The organism is Meiothermus cerbereus DSM 11376 (genome assembly GCF_000620065.1).
GTDB lineage: Bacteria > Deinococcota > Deinococci > Deinococcales > Thermaceae > Meiothermus > Meiothermus cerbereus.
Genome location: NZ_JHVI01000008.1, coordinates 109,484 through 129,095 on the forward strand (window position 1 = coordinate 109,484; position 19,612 = coordinate 129,095).

The 19,612-nt window shown below is 60.5% G+C and carries 17 protein-coding genes and 1 pseudogene; 6 read left to right on the forward strand and 12 right to left on the reverse strand.

Features of this window, described 5'->3' with window-relative positions; genetic code table 11:
* Window positions 1-151: 151 nt before the first annotated feature.
* From Q355_RS0103425 to pyrR, 7 genes are all read right to left on the reverse strand, one after another.
* Window positions 152-2,848 carry a beta strand repeat-containing protein gene (locus Q355_RS0103425; RefSeq protein ID WP_027876503.1) on the reverse strand — a complete coding sequence of 899 codons (2,697 nt, stop codon included), beginning with the start codon at window positions 2,846-2,848 and terminating at the stop codon, window positions 152-154.
* A 16-nt stretch (window positions 2,849-2,864) separates the two neighbouring features.
* Complete coding sequence (locus tag Q355_RS0103430; protein ID WP_245597473.1) at window positions 2,865-3,359, reverse strand: hypothetical protein; 495 nt, start codon at window positions 3,357-3,359, stop codon at window positions 2,865-2,867.
* Window positions 3,360-3,664: 305 nt separating this feature from the next.
* The gene (locus tag Q355_RS0103435; RefSeq protein WP_027876505.1) at window positions 3,665-4,339 is read right to left on the reverse strand and encodes a response regulator transcription factor; all 675 of its coding nucleotides are present in this window, start codon (window positions 4,337-4,339) and stop codon (window positions 3,665-3,667) included.
* Window positions 4,340-4,452: 113 nt separating this feature from the next.
* Window positions 4,453-4,926 (reverse strand): hypothetical protein, encoded by a 474-nt coding sequence (locus tag Q355_RS0103440; RefSeq protein WP_027876506.1) that lies wholly within the window; start codon window positions 4,924-4,926, stop codon window positions 4,453-4,455.
* A gap of 39 nt (window positions 4,927-4,965) precedes the next feature.
* Window positions 4,966-6,285 (reverse strand): dihydroorotase, encoded by a 1,320-nt coding sequence (locus tag Q355_RS0103445; protein ID WP_027876507.1) that lies wholly within the window; start codon window positions 6,283-6,285, stop codon window positions 4,966-4,968.
* Window positions 6,286-6,308: 23 nt separating this feature from the next.
* Window positions 6,309-7,244, reverse strand: a complete 936-nt coding sequence (locus Q355_RS0103450; protein WP_027876508.1) for an aspartate carbamoyltransferase catalytic subunit — start codon at window positions 7,242-7,244, stop codon at window positions 6,309-6,311.
* Window positions 7,241-7,786, reverse strand: a complete 546-nt coding sequence (pyrR, locus tag Q355_RS0103455; protein WP_027876509.1) for a bifunctional pyr operon transcriptional regulator/uracil phosphoribosyltransferase PyrR — start codon at window positions 7,784-7,786, stop codon at window positions 7,241-7,243. The genes Q355_RS0103450 and pyrR overlap by 4 nt, the downstream gene beginning before the upstream one ends.
* A 209-nt stretch (window positions 7,787-7,995) precedes the next feature.
* Here pyrR and Q355_RS15315 point away from each other — a divergent pair, with 209 nt between their 5' ends.
* The 3 genes from Q355_RS15315 to Q355_RS0103470 all read left to right on the forward strand — a co-directional run bounded on the left by Q355_RS15315 (window position 7,996) and on the right by Q355_RS0103470 (window position 10,793).
* On the forward strand, window positions 7,996-8,571 hold the full coding sequence (locus Q355_RS15315; RefSeq protein WP_051529287.1) for a Uma2 family endonuclease: 576 nt from the start codon (window positions 7,996-7,998) through the stop codon (window positions 8,569-8,571).
* Between the two features lie 99 nt (window positions 8,572-8,670).
* Window positions 8,671-9,774 (forward strand): tRNA 2-thiouridine(34) synthase MnmA, encoded by a 1,104-nt coding sequence (gene mnmA / locus Q355_RS15320; RefSeq protein ID WP_051529288.1) that lies wholly within the window; start codon window positions 8,671-8,673, stop codon window positions 9,772-9,774.
* 47 nt (window positions 9,775-9,821) lie between these two features.
* Window positions 9,822-10,793 carry a sodium:calcium antiporter gene (locus tag Q355_RS0103470; RefSeq protein WP_245597474.1) on the forward strand — a complete coding sequence of 324 codons (972 nt, stop codon included), beginning with the start codon at window positions 9,822-9,824 and terminating at the stop codon, window positions 10,791-10,793.
* A gap of 87 nt (window positions 10,794-10,880) precedes the next feature.
* Here the strand turns inward: Q355_RS0103470 and Q355_RS0103475 are convergent, their stop codons facing one another.
* From Q355_RS0103475 to Q355_RS0103485, 3 genes are read right to left on the reverse strand one after another with little or no spacing between them, the layout of a single operon-like run.
* On the reverse strand, window positions 10,881-11,651 hold the full coding sequence (locus Q355_RS0103475; protein ID WP_027876511.1) for a succinate dehydrogenase/fumarate reductase iron-sulfur subunit: 771 nt from the start codon (window positions 11,649-11,651) through the stop codon (window positions 10,881-10,883).
* A gap of 1 nt (window position 11,652) precedes the next feature.
* The gene (locus Q355_RS0103480; RefSeq protein ID WP_027876512.1) at window positions 11,653-13,482 is read right to left on the reverse strand and encodes a fumarate reductase/succinate dehydrogenase flavoprotein subunit; all 1,830 of its coding nucleotides are present in this window, start codon (window positions 13,480-13,482) and stop codon (window positions 11,653-11,655) included.
* An 11-nt stretch (window positions 13,483-13,493) separates the two neighbouring features.
* Window positions 13,494-14,246 carry a hypothetical protein gene (locus Q355_RS0103485; protein WP_027876513.1) on the reverse strand — a complete coding sequence of 251 codons (753 nt, stop codon included), beginning with the start codon at window positions 14,244-14,246 and terminating at the stop codon, window positions 13,494-13,496.
* Between the two features lie 294 nt (window positions 14,247-14,540).
* On the opposite strand from Q355_RS0103485, the gene speD reads away from it, so the two are divergent.
* Complete coding sequence (gene speD, locus Q355_RS0103490) at window positions 14,541-14,981, forward strand: adenosylmethionine decarboxylase (protein WP_027876514.1); 441 nt, start codon at window positions 14,541-14,543, stop codon at window positions 14,979-14,981.
* A 90-nt stretch (window positions 14,982-15,071) separates the two neighbouring features.
* Here speD and Q355_RS0103495 read toward each other — a convergent pair whose 3' ends face one another.
* The gene (locus Q355_RS0103495) at window positions 15,072-15,869 is read right to left on the reverse strand and encodes an IclR family transcriptional regulator (protein WP_027876515.1); all 798 of its coding nucleotides are present in this window, start codon (window positions 15,867-15,869) and stop codon (window positions 15,072-15,074) included.
* Between the two features lie 144 nt (window positions 15,870-16,013).
* On the opposite strand from Q355_RS0103495, the gene aceB reads away from it, so the two are divergent.
* Complete coding sequence (gene aceB / locus Q355_RS0103500; protein WP_027876516.1) at window positions 16,014-17,588, forward strand: malate synthase A; 1,575 nt, start codon at window positions 16,014-16,016, stop codon at window positions 17,586-17,588.
* Window positions 17,589-17,986: 398 nt separating this feature from the next.
* Here the strand turns inward: aceB and Q355_RS0103505 are convergent, their stop codons facing one another.
* Window positions 17,987-18,718 (reverse strand): single-stranded DNA-binding protein, encoded by a 732-nt coding sequence (locus Q355_RS0103505; RefSeq protein ID WP_027876517.1) that lies wholly within the window; start codon window positions 18,716-18,718, stop codon window positions 17,987-17,989.
* A 659-nt stretch (window positions 18,719-19,377) separates the two neighbouring features.
* Here Q355_RS0103505 and Q355_RS0103510 point away from each other — a divergent pair.
* Window positions 19,378-19,612, forward strand: a pseudogene (locus Q355_RS0103510) (hypothetical protein); the annotation flags it as partial.

Genomic DNA, 19,612 nt, shown 5'->3' on the forward strand with positions numbered 1-19,612 from the left:
AGACTGGCATACGCTTCATCCGATGTTGTAGCAAGGTTGTGAAAAATTTGTGCGAGAGCCTACGCTTGTCCCGTACAGGCCTAATCGTAAACTCTCGCACAGCGTTTTATAGGTTATTTCCCACCCCCCAAATGGGGGTGGGATTAGGAACTTACTGAACCTGCACGCGGAAGGTGATGGTGATGGTCGCCGAGGGCGGCATCACATCAGCGCTGGTGATGTTGGTGTCGCCGTTGGTGTCCACCGCCACGTAAATCGAGCTGCCCGCGCTCAAGGTGGTGGGGGCGGTGGCGCTCCAGGTGGTGCCGTTGGTGGAGTACAGCACCGTGCCGCCGGTAAAGCCGCTGATGGTGGCGCTGACGCTCACAAAGTTGGTGTACGACGGCAGCGGGTCGGTGATCACCACCTGCGTCAGGTTACCCGTCCCGATGTTGCTGGCCACCACGATGTACTCGATCACATCGCCGGGGAGGGCAGTGGCGGCGTTGGCATCGCGCACGGTGGTGCTGCTGCCCACGTAGCTCACGCCGCTCTTGGTCAGGCGCAGGTCGCCGCCCACCACGGTGGTGGTTTCCGAGGCGGTGTCGGTTGCGGTGGCGCTGCCCACGGTGCAGGTGGCCGTGACGGTGTTAACATCGGTGCGCCCGATGGGTTGTCCGGCGGGGGTCAGCACCCGCACGTAAATGGTCTGACTACCGCCGTTGGCCGCTACCGAGACCCCGCTCAGGCTGGCGCTCCAGGTGCTGCCGTCCAGCGAGTACTGGTAGGTCCAGCCGTGGCTACCACCATCTCCACTGATGTTGCAGGTGGCACCAGTGTTGGAGTTGTTGGTCAGGGTGTGGGTGTACTGGATGGTGCCCGGGCTGGTCACGGTGCCCGAGAGATCGGGATCCAAAGCGATCTGTGCCACCAGGTTCACGTCCACTGCGCCCAAAATGGTGTCGCTCACACTGCCCAGGGTGGTGCTGGTTACGATGAACTGCACGTTGTCGCTGGTACCCGCCGTTACATCCACTGGCGCAGCACCAGTGGGCACCTGCACGGCAGCGATGAAGCAGGCGGTGGCACTTGCGCTAATGAGACCGGTGTTGGTAACCGGTGAGGGGGTGGGGGTGTCCATTACGCCGTTGCAGTCCGCGTCGGGGTAGAAGACCACTGTCCAGCCAGCGGGCAACGAGGCCGAAAGGGTGTAGCTATCCGGGTTAGCCCCGGTGTTGCTGACCTCGAAGGGGAAGTAGGCCACACCGCCGGGGTTGACCGCGGGGTTGTAGCCAGGGCGGGTGTCGTTGGCGGGGTCGGCCCCCTCGCCGCCGGATGCACCGTTGGTGTTGTGGGCAGCATCTACGCTATAGCCCGAGACCACTGTGGTAACAGCCAAGGTAGTGGCGTCTACCCCGTCGAGCAAGGTGGCTACGCTACCGCTGGGGTTGTTCACCGAGGTGGCGGTCAGGGTCACGCTGCCGCCAGTGGTCTGGCTGGCCGGGATAGCGCAGCGCACCACCACATTGTAGGTCGCGCCAGCAGCCAGTGGGCCCACCGGGCCAGAGAGCGGGGTCACACCGTCGGACTGGTAGACGCTGCAGGTACCGATGGTGCTGGGGCCCAGGCTCAGGGTGAAGCTATCCGGAGCATTGCCGGTGTTTTGCAGGGTGGAGTTGAAGGTTACGGTGCTGCCCGAGAAAGCCGAGGCCAGGGTCTGGGTATCGGCCCCATCCACCGCGCTGGCGCCGGTGCCGCCGATGGCCACGCTGTAGCGGCTGGCGGTGGTGTTGGTGGTGGTATTGGAGGTGACGCTCTGGTTTGCGGTGCCGTTGTTGAACAGCACAGTTGCGCTGTTGGAGTAGGTGGTGCCGGCAGGCGAGGCAGCCGGTACGGTGGCCTGGAAGCTAAAGGTATAGGAGGCGGTCTGGGGGAAGAAGGCGCCGCTTCCGCTGATGAACATACCCACCGCAATGGTGCCGTTGCCGGTGAGGGGCAGGTTACCGGAGGCCAGGGGGGCCCAGGTGGTGCCGTCGGTACTGAAGACCATCTGCACAGTGCCCGCACCCGCGCTGCCGGTGGGCATGGTGCTCACTACCAGGCCGCTCGGGATGGTGTCACGGATCAAAATCCCGCTGCCCGTAAGCCCGCTCACGCTCACGCCACTGGCCGCGCTGCCGCCCACATTCGAGCCGCTGATGGTGTAGGTGATGGCGCTGCCAGGGTTCACGCTACCGGCGGGGCTGGCCGACTTGGTGGCAGTGAGGGCAGCGGCGGTGGTGGCGATGGCCCGGGCCCAGTTGTTGGTGTCGGTTACGCTGGGGTTGCCTGCCGAGGTGCCGCTCAGGTTGAGGTTGCCAAACTGGCCGTTGGTGGCCGAGGCCGGGATGGTTCCGGTCACAATCACGCAGGCGCTGGCTCCAGGGGTGCCCTGGCGGGTCAGGGTGACGCTGGTGATGGGAGCGGTCTCGCCAGGGTCGAGGGTGCCGTTGCAGTTGGCATCGAGGTAAATGGCCGTGCTGCTCAGGTCGAAGTTGTCCCCAGTGTCCTGGACGGTGGTCAGGTTGATGGTATCTGTGCCGTTACCGGTATTGCTGACCGTGTAGGTGAAATAGACGGGGGCGCCAGCGAGGGCGCTGCGGGTCTGGCCTGGGGCGGCCTGGGTGCCATCGGGCGTGATGCTGAAGCTGTAGACCTGTTGCACCACGGTGATGACCTGGTTGGAAGTGGTGGTGCGGGCCTGACCGGCGGAGTCGATGTAGCTGGCCGAGGCCTGGTTGGAGATGTTGGTGCCAGCGGGGGTCTGCTGAGCCATCACGGCTCCGAACAGGATCAGCGCTGCAACCAACAGGGCGAAGAGTTTATTCATTACTTATTTCCTCCTTTTATCGAACGATGGTACGAAGTTTGAGCATGACGGTTTGCCTAGCACCCATCTGGGGCAGAACCCAGCGGGCGTGGGTGAATTCTTCGGGTTTTACTTCCACTTCCTTCTCGACCTCCTTGCCGTTTTCCATGACCTTGACCTTGCGCTTCAGGGGGAGTTTGCCGTAGGTGCGTCCCCCATCGAAGCTGAACTCTGCAATAACCAGGGTGTCGCCCAGCTGTAGGGGCTGAGCGCTCGAGGGCTGATAGGCCGTGCTGGCAGGAATGGGGATGACCAGCGCGACCTGACGAAGCACTGTATCTGTGGTGTTCTGCGCGGTGAGCTGGTACTCGACCACCTCTCCTGGCTTGGCCTCTATGGCGGGCTCGAGCCGCTCGATGGTGCGATTCTGCTCCTGTACGCTAACCACCCGAAAAGCCTTCAGGTCCAGCTTGATGCTGCCTGTCTGGGCCAGCGCCCACCCGGCCAGGAAGATCCCTAGCAGAAGCAGCATTTTTGGCCTCATGTGTTTTTGCATTCCCAATCTCCTCAAAAAAAATGACCGGCCCATAGAGCCGGTCGCGCCACTGACTCCCTCCCGACCCCTGGCGCCCGTATTGGGTCTGGGAGTTCTAAGTCTCTCAAGGTGAGAGCTTAACCTAAACTTTTGCAGAGGCTGTGCAAAATAAACATCATCTATTCCGTGAAACCATCCCGCGACCTTTAGAAGCACCGTACCAGACTTTATCCATGCACGTAACGCCCCCTCCATATACCCCAGGGGGGTAGGATGGCCCGCTGGGTACGGCGGGTGAGCGCTCAGGTGTGTTGAACAAACCGATAGCCCTGTCCAAAAACGGTTTCGATATAGCGCGGGGTTTTGGGGTCGTCGCCTAGTTTACGCCGCAGCAGGGCCACATAGCTGTCCACCACCCGCTCGTCTACTGTACTGCCGCGCTCGGCCCCCCAGACCCGCTGAAGCAGGCGTTCGCGGCTCCAGACCTCGCCAGGGTTCTGGGCCAGGGTCAGCAATAAATCGAGTTCGGTAGGGGACAGATCCAGGGGCTGTTGGGCCCGGAAGGCCTGGCGTTGCTTGAGCAAAATGCGCAGATCGCCAATCTGGATTTCCTGTGTGGGTCGGCTGCGCCGCAGGAGGGCCCGCACCCGCGCGACCATCTCCCGCACGCTCATGGGCTTGGTGAGGTAGTCGTCTGCTCCCAGCTCTAAGGCCCGCACCCGAATTTCCTCGCTGCCCTGAGCGCTCAGCACCAGGATGGGCAGGTTCCAATCGGCCTCGCGCAGCTCACGTATCACCTCGAGGCCACCCAGCCCCGGCAAGCCCAGGTCAAGCACCATCAGGTCGGCCTGGGGCGCCATCTCTACCGCATCCAGGCCGTTGATTGCCAGTAAGATGGTATAACCTTGGTGCTGTAGCGCAGCCGTTACCAGGTGGGCCAGCTGCGGATCGTCTTCGACAACCAGGATACGCTCCATAAGAATGCTCCAACAAAGTATAACCAGGCCCCATCCAGCGGTTGGGAGCTGCATGGTTTGGGCAAACCCCACGCCAGGATGCCGATGCTGCAATAACCCGCTGGGTGGTGCGGCTAGGGTAGAAGCGAGACTCTGGCGACCAGGTTGCGAAATTGTAAGGTTCCGGCAGTGGCGATGCCGCTCTCGAGCTTGACTCCAATCCACAGGTTGCCGCTGTTGATGCCGCTGGTGAGCTTGCTTCCGGAGAACCGTAGGGGTTGGGTTGAGCCCGACTGGAAATCCGCGCTTCCGATTGATTCGAAGCTGGGGTTCTCCCCACATAGATAAACACCGTTGCTCTGGTTGCTGCAAGGCTCGCTGTCGGTGGCGTAAAAGCTAAAGGCAAACCCGGTTTGGTAGGTCAGGTTGCCCTCGAGGTCGGCCTTCCTCAGCGCGAAGGGGGGCTTGGCGAAGTCTTGCTTCACAAAAACAATCCTGTTGTTTTGGAAAGCCACCACATCCACATCAAAGTCGCGCAGGGGCACGCTTAGCGGCGCGTTGCTACAGCCAAACAGCAGACCGACCAGTAGTAGCACAATCGAACGCATAGCTCCTCGAGTCTAAACCACCTGGCATGAGCGCGGTGTTTAGATGGGCCTGGGCTCTTTGCCCAGCGTGTGGGCCGACTCAAACACCACCCGCCCCTCCACCAGGGTGAGGGTGGGCCAGCCCCGCAGTACCCAGCCCGCCCAGGGGCTGAATCTGGCCTTGGAAGCAAAACACTTGGGATCAACCGGGCGTTCTTCATCGGGACTCCACAGCACCAGGCTGGCCTCGGCCCCTTCTTCCAGGTGAATGGGGGCAAGGCCCAGGATGCGCCGGGGGCCGTCGGTGAAGCGCTCGAGCAGGACGGCCAGCGGAAAGCTCCGCTTTTCCACCAGCTCGGTATACAGAAGCGGCCAGCAGACCTCGAGGCTGGGGATACCAAAAGGCGCCCGCAGCAAGTCCAGCTCTTTTTCATCGGCGGTGTGGGGGGCGTGGTCGGTGCCGATGCACTCGATGCTGCCATCCAAAAGCCCCTCCACAAGCGCCTCCACATCGGCCTGTGTGCGCAGGGGTGGGGCCACTTTGTAGAGGGGGTTCAGGCTTTCCAAGCGCTCGTGGGTGAGGGTCAGGTGGTGGGGGGTGACCTCGGTGCTGACCCTAAGCCCGTCGCGCCGGGCCTGGCGGACGAGCTCGAGGCCCCGCTTGGTGCTCAGGTGCTGGATGTGCAGGTGGGGTTGGGCGGCCAGCCCCTCGTTCACGTAGCGCAGCACTTCCAGGTCCCGTGCGATGCGGGCGCTCTCGGCATACCCGGGGTTGCCCGGCAGCCCCAGGCGGTACGAGACCTCCCCCTCGTGCATTACCCCACCCCGTCTAAGGCCCGCGTCTTCGGCATGTACCGCGACCACAAGCCCCCAGGAGGCTGCGTAGCGCAGGCCCAAGGCCAATACCCCGGCATCCTCGTTGGTGCGTCCGTCGTCGGTAAGCATGGCCGCGCCAGCTTCCTGGAGCAGCTTGGCCTCACTCAGGGTTTTGCCTTCTTGTCCCTGGGTCAGGGCCGCCGCGGGGTGAAGCCGCGCTTGCCCAATTTGGGCCGCCTTCTTTTTGAGTGCGCGCACCATCTCGGCGCTGTCAACCACCGGGCTGGTGTTGGGCATCGAGACCACATCGGTGTAGCCACCTCGAGCTGCCGCCGTAAGGCCGCTTCGCAGGTCTTCCTTCACTTCCTGCCCTGGTTCGCGCAGGTGGGCGTGGGGGTCCAAAAACCCAGGCGACAAGACCATCCCGGCCACATCCAGCACCTTCTGAGCCTCGCCCCCCGACAACGAAAGAATGCGCCCCTCACCAATCAACACATCGGCGTGGCCGTGTTCTCCTCGTCCATCTACCAGCTTTGCATTTTTGAGTAGAATTTCGCCCTTCATATGGCTCCTTGCTCCGCACGTCTTCAGTTTCTTTTCCCCACCAGTACGTGATAAAGCACGGCCATCCGCACGGCCTGTCCGTTGGCCACCTGGCGTTCGACCAGGCTACGCGGGGCGTCGGCCAGGGTGCCCTCGAGCTCCACATCGCGGTTCATGGGGCCGGGGTGGAGCAGGGGGGCTTCGGGTCTGGCCCAGCCCAGGCGCCCTTGGGTGATCTGGTAGGCCGCGATGTACTCCGGCAGCGAGGGCAAGAGACCCTTGTCCATGCGCTCTTTTTGTAGGCGCAAAACCATCACCGCATCGGCTTCCTGCAGGGCCTCCTTGAGGTTGGTGGTAAGGGTGGCGCCGGGCAGCTGGGCCGGGAGCAGGGTAGCCGGGCCACAGGCCACCACGTGGGCCCCCAGCATGGGCAGCAGCTCGGCGTTGGAGCGGGCTACCCGCGAATGCAGGATGTCCCCCACGATGGCAATTTTTTTGCCCTCGAGGCTGCCCAGCTTCTCGCGCAGGGTAAAAGCGTCCAGCAGGGCCTGGGTGGGGTGGGCGCGCCAGCCGTCCCCCGCGTTGATGATGGGCTTTTTTAGCCAGCCGTGGGCCTGGTGGGGTACTCCGGCGGCATCGGTACGCAGGATGTAGGCATCAATGCCCATCTGATCCAGGGTACGCAGGGTGTCGCGGTAGGTCTCGCCTTTGGTGGTGGAGCTGACCGCACCCACAAAGCTCACCACATCCGCCGACATGCGCCTTGCGGCCAGCTCGAAGGAGATACGGGTGCGGGTAGAAGGCTCAAAGAACACCGTGGCCACGGTAAAGCCGGTAAGGGCCGGCACCTTTTTGACCGGGCGCGCGAGCACCTCCTGCATCATCTGGGCCGTTTCCAGCAGGCTTTCAACCTGGACGGGGCTCCAGTCGCGAAAGTCGAGCAGGTGCTTCGGAAAGCTGGGCACAGCGCTTTCGCTCATGTTTCCTCCATTTCCCATAGCTCTACGGCGTCCTCGCCGTCGTCTTCCTGGGTTTTTACCTTCACCACTTCGCTTTTAGAGGTGGGCAGGTTCTTTCCCACAAAGTCGGCCCGGATGGGCAGCTCGCGGTGGCCCCGGTCTACCAGCACTGCCAGGTAGATGCGGTTGGGGCGGCCCTGGTCAATCAGGGCATCCAGCGCGGCCCGCGCGGTACGGCCGGTGTAGAGCACATCGTCTACCAGCACCACAGCCTTGCCGTTCAGGTCGAAGGGGATACGGGTCTCGCGCACCCTGGGCTGCAGGCCAATCTCTGTAAGGTCGTCGCGGTAGAGGGTGATGTCCAGAATGCCCATGGCCACCCGCTTGCCCTCGAACTTTTCCACCAGGTCCACCAGCCTTTTGGCCAGGCTGATGCCACGGGTGTGAATGCCCACAAAGCAGAGGTTGTCGGTGCCCTTATTTTTCTCGATAACCTCGTGGGCGATGCGGGTGAGGGCCCGACGCACTTCGTCTTCATTCAGGATTTTGGATTTGAAGGTCATGGTTGCTCCTCCTCACCCAGACTACCCCGTTTGTGGGGCAACAAAAAAATGCGCCCAGAACGGGCGCACGCCTTTGGTTTAGGGGTTTCGATATGCTTCATTTGGTCTCCTTTCCGACCTCGCAGGATCGGGTTAAAGGTGCGGGATGACTCCCGCCCGCCATGCTACGCCCTGGGGGTGGGGTGGGTCAACTGCGCTACACTAAACATATGGCCAGAACCAAGGCAGCCACCCTGGAGGAACTCAAAAAAGAGCCGGGTAAGGCCGAGCTGGTGGACGGGGAGATTGTGCGTATGCCTCCGACTGGATTTTTACCTGGATATGCTGCGATGCGCATTTTGTTTAGCTTGCACGAGTACGCCCAAACCCAAAAAAATGGTTATGCCGTAGGCGATAACGTGGGTTTTGTGGTAGACCTACCCCGGCGCAAAAGCTTTAGTCCGGATGCAGCCTATTATGTGGGCCCCCACTCCGGTATGAAGTTTCTGGAAGGGGCTCCGGTATTTGCGGTAGAGGTGCGCAGTGAAGGGGATTATGGTCCAAAGGCCGAGCAAGCCCTGGCAAAGAAGCGGGCCGACTACTTTGCCGCCGGAACGCTGGTGGTCTGGGATGTAGATATGCTGGCGGCAGATGTGGTGCGGGTCTACCGGGCAGAAGACCCCAGCCACCCCACCCTGTACCGCAGGGGGCAGCTGGCCGAAGCCGAGCCGGCCCTGCCCGGCTGGCGGATGCCGGTAGAGGATTTGTTTCCCTACTTTGTGCAGGGCTCTGACGGCTCGAGTTGAATAGTACCTCCCACACATAGCCGGGGAAGTGTGCCCTGGCTCCTAAAAGCATCGGGTACACTTAATCTCTGGGAGCCATTAGGCTTCGCCGGGGTTGCTGTGAAGAAGCGTGTACTGGCCGCCATGAGCGGGGGGGTAGACTCCTCCGTGAGTGCGGCTTTGCTCAAAGCCCAGGGCTACGAGGTGATCGGGGCCATGATGCGCTTCTGGCCCGATAACAAAAAGGACGACTGCTTCGAGACCTGCTGCTCGCCCGACGCTGCTTATGAGGCCCGGCGGGTTGCGGACATCATTGGCATTCCTTTCTACCTGCTGGACTACCGCGAGGAGTTCCAGGAAAAAATTATCGATCCCTTTATCGCCGGCTACCAAGCGGGCGAGACCCCCAACCCCTGCGTAAACTGCAACACCCGGGTTAAGTTCGACTCGCTTCTAAAAAAGGCCCGCATGCTGGGCTGCGACTACGTGGCTACCGGCCACTACGTCATCAACCGCGAGGGGGGGCTGTACCGGGGTGACCCCAAGAAAGACCAGACCTACTTTTTGTGGGGTACGCCCAAGGAGGCCATCCCCCACATGCTCTTCCCGGTAGGGCACCTGGAGAAGCCCCAGGTGCGGGCGCTGGCCGAGCAGTTTGGCCTGCCTACAGCCAAGAAGCCCGAGAGCCAGAACATCTGCTTTGTGCAGGGCGACCTGAAGGAGTTTCTGGCCCAGCACCTCTCGGCCCGTCCGGGGCCCCTGATTGACCTAAAGACCGGCCAGCAGATCGGCGAGCACAGCGGGGCGCAGTTTTACACCGTGGGCCAGAAGAAGGGTCTGGGGCTGTGGAAGAGCCACCTCGAGCGCTACGTGGTGCAGGTCAACACCACTACCAACGAAGTGGTGGTGGGGCCCAAGGAAGCCTGTATGTGGGGGGGCCTCGAGGCCCGCGAAGTCAACCTGCTGGTCGAACCCCAGGACTTGCCCGCAGAACTCGAGGTACAGGTGCGCTACCGCACCCGGCCCGTGCCGGCCCGAGTGGAGGAGATGGGCCCTGGCCGGATGACCATTCGTCTGATGGAGCCCCAGTTTGCCGTTACCGCCGGCCAGTCGGTGGTGCTGTACCAGGGGGATCGGCTTTTAGGGGGTGGGTTCATCGCCCGGCCCCTACACAATCAATGGGAAACCCTGGCCGCTGAAACCCGAACCAGAAACTGCCTATAAATGCCTACGGTATCGGCCTGCCGCAAGCAACTGCCTTTACCGGCCAGGTGAGATTGCGCCTGCTCGAGGTTTTTGGGTATGGTGCTTCCATGCTGCTATTGTTTCTGGCTTTTGTGGGCAGCCTGGCCGTGCTGCTGGTGTCGGCGCGCTTGTTTACCAGGGCTGCCGAGCGCATTGGGCTGGCTTTGGGCCTGTCCAGCTTTATGGTGGGCGTGATTATCGTGGGGGTGGGCACCTCGTTGCCGGAGCTCATCACCGGGCTCTTTTCGGTCAGCCAGGGGGTTTCCCAGATCGTCAGCGGCAACGTACTGGGCGCCAACGTCTCTAACCTGCTCCTGATTCTGGGTGTCAGCACAGTTTTCTCGATATTGCGCCCGGTATACCTAGGCGAGGCCTATATCGCCATTGACCTGCACTTTCTGGTGGGCTCAGCCTTTGTGCTGGGGGTGGTGATGTTCGATGGGGTGGTGGGCCGTGTGGAGGGGCTTTTTTTGCTGGCTGCCTATGGGGTCTATGTGGCGTATCTGCTCAAGGAGGGCAGCAGCGGGCAAAGCGGCGGAACCCGCCCCCCTGTCGCCCCACGCGACCTGCTTGTGGTGGCCATGAGTGCGGTAGGCATCTATTTTGGCGCCGAATGGACGGTGGGTAGCTTGCAGGGGCTTGCGGGCGGGCTGGGTGTGCCGACTGCCATTGTGGCGGTCACGGTCTTGGCCCTGGGTACCACCCTGCCCGAGCTGGTGGTGAGCATCACCGCGGCCCGGCAGGGCAAAGCCTCTTTGGCGGTGGGGAATATTCTGGGCTCCTGTGTGTTCAATGCGCTGGTGGTGGTGGGTGCGGGAGCCGTCTACGGTACCGTCCGGGTGCCGCCCGAACTGACCGGGTTTGCCCTGCCCTTTGTGGTGGGGGCCTCGCTTTTGTTTTATTTGCTGGTACAGGATCGGCGCATCTCAAGTTGGGAGGGGATGCTGTTTTTGGTGATGTATGCGCTGTTTATCCTCAAGGTGAGCGGTCTGGCCTGATTGAAAGCTGCTAATCCAGCGTCGCTAAAAAAAACACTTGCCAGACATGGCAAGTGTTTGTGGGGGCTATATTCTGTTCGTTTTATCCTAGTCGTCGGCTGCCTGACCGGTAGGCTGAGCCTGCTTCTTGCTACCGAACAAACGCCGGAAGAAGCCCAGAATTGGGTCGTAGTACTCATCTACAACCCGTTCCTTAAGTGGGATGATGGCGTTGTCGGTAATGTGGATATGCTCGGGGCAGACTTCGGTGCAGCACTTGGTGATGTTGCAGTAGCCGATGCCGCCTTCGTTTTTAAGCATATCCAGGCGGTTTTCCACATCGAGGGGATGCATCTCGAGGCTTGCGGTGCGTACCAGTAAGCGAGGCCCGATAAAGCCGGTTTTTTCGTCGTGCTCACGCAGCACGTGGCAGACGTTCTGGCACAAGAAACACTCGATGCACTTTCTGAACTCCTGTACCCGATCCACATCCTCCTGGAACATAATCCAGTCGGTGCCAGGGGCTGGGGTGAAGGGCTTGATTTTTTTGTTGGCCTCGTAGTTCCACTTCACATCGGTGGCCAGGTCGCGGATCACCGGGAAGGTTTTCATAGGCCGTATTGTGACGGGCTTGCTGGTGTCGATGGTATCCAGCCGGGTCATGCACATCAAAGTTGGCTTCCCATTGACCTCAGCTCCACACGAGCCGCACTTGCCGGCCTTGCAGTTCCAGCGACAGGCCAGATCGGGGGCCTGTTCGGCTTGGATCTGGTGGATGGCATCCAACACCACCATGCCTTCTTGCACCTCGACGGTGTAGTCTTTTAGCTCACCGCCGCTGCGATCCCCACGAAAAACTCTGAAGGTGACAGTTGACATCTCAGGCACCTACCTTTTCGCTCAGCTCTTTGAGATCTTTGGCTTCAGCTACTTTGCGCAACTCATCAGGCATCTCGGGCAGTGGTTCGGCCACCACTGTAAGGGTTCCATCGCTGCTGCGGCGGATGATGTGGTTGATTCTGGCAAAACTGGGGTCGGGGTCGGGGTAATCGAGGCGAGCGTGGCCGCCCCGGCTTTCCTTGCGGGCCAGGGCGGCAAGCACCACTGCCTCGGAAATCTCGACCATCAAGCGCATATCCAGGGCGGTGTGCCAGCCTGGGTTATAGGCCCGACTGCCCGAGACCGAGGTGTTCCAGGCCCGTTTTCTGAGATTGGCCAGAATCTCGAGCTGCGCTTTTAGCTCGCTTTCTTCGCGCATAATGCCCGCGTTTTTCTGCATAGTGGCGCGAAGCTCCTTCATGAGCGCAAAGGGGTTTTCACCGTGGGGGTTGTTGAAGGGCTCCAGGGCTTCGGCAATGTAGGCCCGCACCTGGGCTTCGTCCACCTGATAAGGGGCCGTTTGTTTTGCCGCAAACTCGGCTGCGGCCATGCCAGCCCGACGTCCAAAAACCACCAGGTCGGACAGCGAGTTGCCGCCAAGGCGGTTGGCCCCGTGGAGCCCACCGGCCACCTCACCCGCAGCGTACAGCCCTGGCACATTGGTGGCCTGGGTATCGGGGTCCACCCGTACCCCGCCCATCACGTAATGGCAGGTTGGGCCTACCTCCATGGGCTCTTTGGTGATGTCCAGGTTGCCCAGTTTCATGAACTGGTGGTACATGCTGGGAAGCTTCTTTTTGATGTAGTCGGCAGGGCGGCGGCTGGCGATATCCAGGTAGGCACCGCCGTGGGGGCTTCCCCGCCCTTCGTTGACTTCCTTTCGAATGGCCCTCGCGACCACATCGCGGGTTAGCAGTTCCGGTGGGCGGCGGGCGCTGCGGTCGCCCTGGAGCCAGCGCTCGGCCTCTTCCTCGGTCTCGGCGAACTCGCCCTTATAGCGTTCGGGCACGTTGTCGAACATAAAGCGCTTGCCCTCGCTGTTCTTGAGTACGCCGCCCTCACCCCGCACGCCTTCGGTAACCAGGATACCCATCACGCTGGGAGGCCAAACCATGCCGGTGGGGTGGAACTGGATAAACTCCATGTCGATCAGATCGGCACCCACCATACTGGCCAGCGAGAAGCCGTCGCCGGTGCACTCCCAGGAGTTAGAGGTGATCTGGTAGATGCGGCCCAAACCGCCGGTGGCCAGCACCACAGCTTTGGCCCGGAAAACCAGGAATTCGCCCGTCTGGCGGTTGAAACCCAGGGCCCCTACCACCCGGCCCGCATCGGTCAGGAGGCGGTAGATGGTGGTTTCCATGTGGGCATGGATGCCCATCTTTACGGCATGGTCCTGCAGGGTGCGGATGAGCTCGAGGCCGGTGCGGTCGCCCACGTGGGCCAGGCGGGGGTAGGAGTGCCCCCCAAAGTTGCGCTGATTGATTCTGCCATCGGGGGTACGGTCGAAGACGGCGCCCCACTGCTCGAGCTCGCGCACCCGGTCGGGGGCTTCCTTGGTGTAGTTCTCCACCATCTTCCAGTTGTTGAGCATCCCGCCGCCCTTGAGGGTGTCGCGGAAGTGTACCTTCCAGTTGTCCTCGGGACGCACATTGCCCATTGCGGCGGCCATACCGCCTTCGGCCATTACGGTGTGGGCTTTGCCCAGCAGGCTCTTGGTGACCACCCCCACCCTGGCTCCTTGCTCGATGGCTGCGATGGCAGCCCGTAGGCCGGCGCCACCCGCGCCAATTACCAGTACGTCGTAGTCATGTATTGTGTAGGATTCCATAATCGGCTCCTCTAGAACAGGCGAATGTCGGTGATGGTGCCCATTGAGCACAGGCGGATGTAGACGTCGGTGAACCACACCGAGAGCATGCTGGTTACACCCCAGAAGCCATGGCTCTCGTTGATGCGGGTGATGCGCTGCCACAGCGTGTAACGGGTTTTGTGCTTGGACATGCAGTTGAGGCAGCCGCCAGCCAGGTGCCGCCAGGCATGGCAGGAGAAGGTGTAGTAAGACAGCAAAATCACGTTGCCCAGCATGACTAGACTGCCAACACCTACCCCAAAGCCATCCTCAAAGAAAAAGGCCCGGATGGCGTCGTACCACAAGAAGGCCACCACCGGCACCGAGAGATACCAGAAGTAGCGGTGCAGGTTGTTGAGCACAAAGGGGAAAGCCCGTTCGCCTTTGTATGCTTTGCGCAGCTCGGGTACGGCGCAAGCTGGAGGATCCCAGAAGAAGGCCCGGTAGTAGGCTTTGCGGTAGTAGTAGCAAGTGGCGCGGAAGCCCAGGGGGATCCACAGTACCAGGAAGGCCGGCGAGATGGCCATCCAGTCCAGGTCTTTGGCGTGAACTCCGGGAATGGGTATGGAGTAGAACGGCGATAGGTAGGGCCCGAACTCATAGTGCTGACGGTTCAAGGCCACCCAAAAAGCGTATACCCCAAACAAGCCCAGGCTCAGCACCGTGAAAAGGGGCTCGATCCACCAGGCGTCCTGCCGATCGTATTGCCGAGATTCTGTACCTGAAACAGGTTTCGTGCTCATTTCCCCTAAACTATACTTGTTTGTGTGCAAGTGTGGAAACCTCGACAGGCCACATTGACCCTGGAACAGCACTGGTGTAATTAATAACATTTATTCCAATCTATACAGGGCCAACCTGCCCGGTAGCCTGTTGGAGGCAGGGTTTGTGGCCCAACGATTGACACACCGGGCCTTCGACCCCATAATTGTTGGCTGTTAAGACGACCCTTGGGTGGCCGTCTAACAAAGAGCTGCGGACAAGGCAAAAGGCAGGGCCTGCTGCTTGAAAGCCGCAAGCTTCTGGAGGATACGAGGTTGGAACTGTTCGGTTTTGGCCCGCACCTGATGATTGACGGCTACCACGCAAACGCTGAGAAACTCGCCGACTTTGAGCTTATTCGGCAGGTGCTGGATCAGCTTCCTGAAGAGATGGAGATGACCAAGGTGCTGCCGCCGGTGGTGCAGCGGTACCCGGCTTTGCCAGGCCACGCGGAAGGAATTACCGGGGTGGTGATTATCGCCGAAAGCCACATCGCTATACACACCTTCCCCAGCGAGCGCTTCATAAGCGTAGACATCTTTTCCTGCAAGGAATTTGACCTTGGGAAGGCCCTCAAGCGCGTGGTGGAGCACTTCGAGATTGGCCGCTACGAGACCTACCTCATCAACCGGGGCAAGGAATATCCCAAGGATATCGAGCTGGCCCGGCGAATTGCAGCAGGGGAGCGGGAGTACGTCGAAGCCCGTATTGGATAGCTGCAGATTTCCAGAGTGGGTAAGCTAAGGCCGGGAGGATTCCCGGCTTTTTTTGGGCATATGGGAACAGTTATTTTGCTGGTTGGGGCGCTACCCCGGCCAACCCAGCCGCGCCGAGACCGCATCGGCAGCCTGACGAACCCGTGCGCCAAGCTCGGGCAGCCGTTCGTCGGGAACCCGTGTCGCAGGGGCCGAAAGCGACATGGAGGCCACTACCTTGCCCCGGTTGTCGTGGATGGGGGCCGCGATGCAGCGCACCCCATCCTCCCGCTCTTCGTCATCCAGCACGTACCGACGCTGGCGGGCTTCTTGCAGGGTTCGCAAGAAACCATCCAGGGTGGTGATGGTCTTGGCGGTGTAGGGTTTGAAAGGCCCTGTACCTACAATTCGGCGCACCTCCGACTCGCTGTGCTCCAGCAATAGGGCTTTGCCAACTCCGGTGCAGTAGATGGGCGCCCGGGCTCCGATGCGGGTAAACATGCGGATGAGCTGCCGCCCCTCCACCTGGGCGATGTAGATTACCTCGTTGCCGTCCAGCACGGCCAGGTTGACGGTTTCGTTGAGCTCGTCTACCAGCTTTTCCATCTCCGGGGTAGCAGCCTCGATCAGCCCCCCCCGCGTAAGAAAGGCTGAACCCACCTGATAGGCCCTGAGCCCCACCTTCCAGAGGCCTTTGGTTTCGTCCCAGTCGGTAAAACCCCGTCGGCGAAGGGTTTCCAGGAGTCGGTAGGCGGTACTGGGCGAGAGGTCGGTTTTGCGGGCCAGTTCCGAGAGGGAGAGGGATTCGGCTTCAGATAGCACCTCCAGCAGGTGCAGGCCGCGCTCGAGGGTCCGCACCTCACCCACCTCGGCAGAACGGCTGCGCCCTGGGCGACGTTTGGTGTCCATGGCTTTAGCATAGGGGGCCTCGAGTATTTTTTCAACAAATGGAAAACAATCTCATAGATTGACAAATCTATTTTGCGGGGGCTAGGCTTTGTCCTGGTAGTGGGGCCAGCAGCCTGGGCCCCAGCCATCCCACAGGAGACTGCTATGAGCGAGATGCCCAAAGGCGTGCAGATAACTGGCCCCAAATTACCCGCTTCCGCTACGGTGCTCACCCCTGAGGCCCTGGCTTTTCTGGCTGGCTTGCAGCGCGAATTTAACGCCGTGCGCAAGGGCTTGTTGCAGCGTCGGGCGGAGGTGGCCCAGCGTATCCAGGCTGGCGAAAAGCCCGATTTTCTGGAGCACACACAGTTTGTCCGCCAGGGCGACTGGAAGGTGGCCCCAGCTCCGCCTGACCTCAACGACCGCCGGGTCGAGATTACCGGCCCTACCGAGCGCAAAATGATGATCAACGCCCTCAACTCCGGGGCCAGGGTCTTCATGGCCGACTGCGAAGATTCCCTGTCGCCTACCTGGGAGAACGTGGTGCAGGGCCAGCAAAACCTGATGGACGCGGTGCGCCGTACCATTAGCCTGAGCACCCCCGAGAAGGAGTACAGGCTGGGCGAGAAGATCGCCACGCTGGTGGTGCGCCCTCGAGGCTGGCACCTTTTGGAGCGCCACATGCTGGTAGACGGTGAACCCATGTCCGCCAGCCTCTTCGATTTTGGGTTGTACTTTTTTCACAACGCTCACGAGCTTTTGAAGCGCGGAAGCGGCCCCTACTTCTACCTGCCCAAGCTCGAGAGCCACCTCGAGGCCCGCCTCTGGAACGACGTCTTCAAGTTTGCTCAGGGCTACATGGGCATTCCCCAGGGCACCATTCGGGCCACGGTGCTCATCGAGACCATCCTGGCCGCCTTCGAGATGGAGGAAATCCTCTACGAACTGCGGGAGCATGCCGCCGGCCTTAACGCAGGGCGCTGGGACTACATCTTTAGCTGCATCAAGAAGTTCGCCACCCACGAGGTGCTGTTCCCCGATCGGGCCCAGGTCACCATGACGGTACCCTTCATGCGGGCCTACACCGAGTTGCTGGTACGCACCTGCCACAAGCGTGGAGCCCATGCCATAGGGGGGATGTCGGCCTTCATTCCCAGTCGCAAGGATCCCGAGGTCAACGCCAAGGCCATCGAGCAGGTCACCAAGGACAAAGAGCGCGAATCGGGCGATGGCTTCGACGGTACCTGGGTGGCCCACCCCGACCTGGTGCCGGTGGCGCTGGCGGTCTTCGACAAGGTGTTGGGAGATAAACCCAACCAAAAAGACCGCTTGCGGGAAGATGTCGATGGTAAGGTAAAAGCCGAGCACCTGATCGACTTCAATGTACCGGGCGGCAAGATTACCGAGGCCGGAATTCGCAACAACATTAGCGTGGGGCTGCAATACCTGGCGGCCTGGCTGGGCGGAAGCGGTGCGGTGGCCATCTTCAACCTGATGGAAGACGCCGCTACCGCCGAAATTTCCCGTTCGCAACTGTGGCAGTGGTTGCGCAAGGGCGCCCGATTGGATGATGGGCGCACTTTTACCCAGGAGCTGTACACCCAGCTTAAACAAGAGGAGATGGCCAAGCTGACCGGTATGAACAACCTGGAAGAGGCCGCACGGCTTCTGGACGAGCTGGTGCTGCAACCCGAGTTCAAGGAGTTCCTGACCCTGCCTGCTTACGAGCGACTGGGCTGAGCCCGCTCATGCGAATCCCACCGGGATCGTCCACTCCTCGTTTGCGTTCAGCAGCAAAAATAGCGAAGACCGCGATAGAGCGCTCTTCATAGTCTTTGAGCACCTCGCCAACATTATTGCTGCGTCCTGCACGGCACAGTGGCCTCCCGGATGGGAGGCCACGCCTGTTGCAGAGTGCGATAAGTGATACCAGATTCGGTTAGTTCGTCGCCGAACGGTGACGAACTAACCCGACCGAAGGGATACGCTTTCTTCGCCGAGCGCAGCGAGGGGTGTGCTCTAGGATTCAAAAAGATAGCCTCTTAGCGCTTTTTGTTTGAAGATTATCTTTTTGAATCCGGTATGAAGAATGAGGCGCACAGCTCGTGCGCCTCAATGCTGCCTGGTGGCCGTGCAGTCTACGCGGCTTTGCTCTTGCTTTTGGGCTTCCTGCTTGAAGGGGTTTTTACTGGCTTGCGCTCGGTGCTGTGAATGCGGGCCAGGGGGGTTACCCGCTGGACTTCCAGCACACGCTTGTAGCGCTTGATTTTGGTTTCTTTGTCCTCCCAGATTTCGGTTTTGAGGGAGCCTTCCAGGAGTACCGGTGTGCCCTTCTTAAGCTCGGCAAGCTGCACCGCCAGGTCACGCCAGGCTTCTAGCTCGATATAGTGGCTTCGAGCCTGCCCAGCCGAGGCATCCCAGCTCGAGAAGCCCAGGCTGGCCCTGGCGACCGGGGTTTTGAGCGAGGTCAGGCGGATTTCGGGGTCGGCGGTCAGGCCACCGGTCAGGATCACCCGGTTTTCGGCCCCGTAGAGCACCGGGCCTTTCTCCTCCTGGCGCACATCGGCGTTTTCCAGCCTGAACAAATCCTCGCCCACGATGCGCAGACGCGAACCCTTTAGCCCATCGGCTGTCCAGGACTCGTAGACCAGATGGCCCATGGCCTGGTAGGCCTGCCCTTCTGCCAGTTGATCGGCCCAGAGTTCGGCAACCTTGCCATAGAAGGTCAGGTCGGCCCGGCTGAAAAGGTGGTTATCGCCGACGGCCCGCTTGCCAATAAGGGCAACCTCGAGCACCGGGGTGCCTTTGGGGGTGTAGCGAAGTTCGTGCTTGCTGAGGACGCCACTAATAATAATCAGGTTGGTGGACATGTTTGTTCTCCTAGTACGTTACGGTCAGGTTTACTTGAGGTGTGAAGGTCTTTGAGCTGATGGGTGGCCTGGGCTCGCCTGGCAGGTACTCAAATAGGTGATGCTTTCGCAAACCAATCGACCTGTAAAAGCAGGATCAGCGGCCTGTTCAAACCAACAGTGAGGCAAGGCCAGGAAATTTGGTGCGGGGGTGTGGGGGGGTCTCGAGCTTATTCATCACTCACTTCCGTTTCGGTCTGTGCCATACGGGCGCTTTTGCTAGGGGTTTGGGGTTTCGGGCAGCTCGTCTATGGTGCGTTTCGGTCAGGTCTTCAAGTCTTTTGTGTGTTGATCCTTTCCCCCGTTTGGTTTTTGTGCCAAATCGGATGTTGTTAGGATACAACATAATCTCGATTTTGTCTAGTGTCTATAAACAAGCACAAAAAAGTACGTCTAGAACGTGCATTTGTCCGAGTGTCGGGTTTGCAAATCAAAACCACATTGCAGCAGCGGCCTAGGGATTATGAATAAAACAGAATGTAGGGGGATGCGAAAGTACCCAAGAGAGCTGAACCGAATTTGCTATAAGCAGGAGCCTCCTTTGGCGTGGATATTCTCCAATGCGGTTCGTCGCTTGTCTTGTGGGTGCATCTCTAAAAATCCGTATGCCAGAATAAGGCATGAAAGAGTGGAAAACGAAAGCACGCCAAGCCTTTGAGCGGTACATGGAAGACCTGGAACTAAGCCTGGAAGCGGGGAGTGGACTGGCGGAGATCGAACGGGCCATGCTGCGACATAACCCGGAACTCCTCAGGACGCTGATGCAAGGCCTGGTGGAAGAGACCCAGGCGCCTTCCCCCCCTGGAGCTACCGAAGGGGTGGAGGAGGGTGGGACAACGCACCAGCCAGGTACGC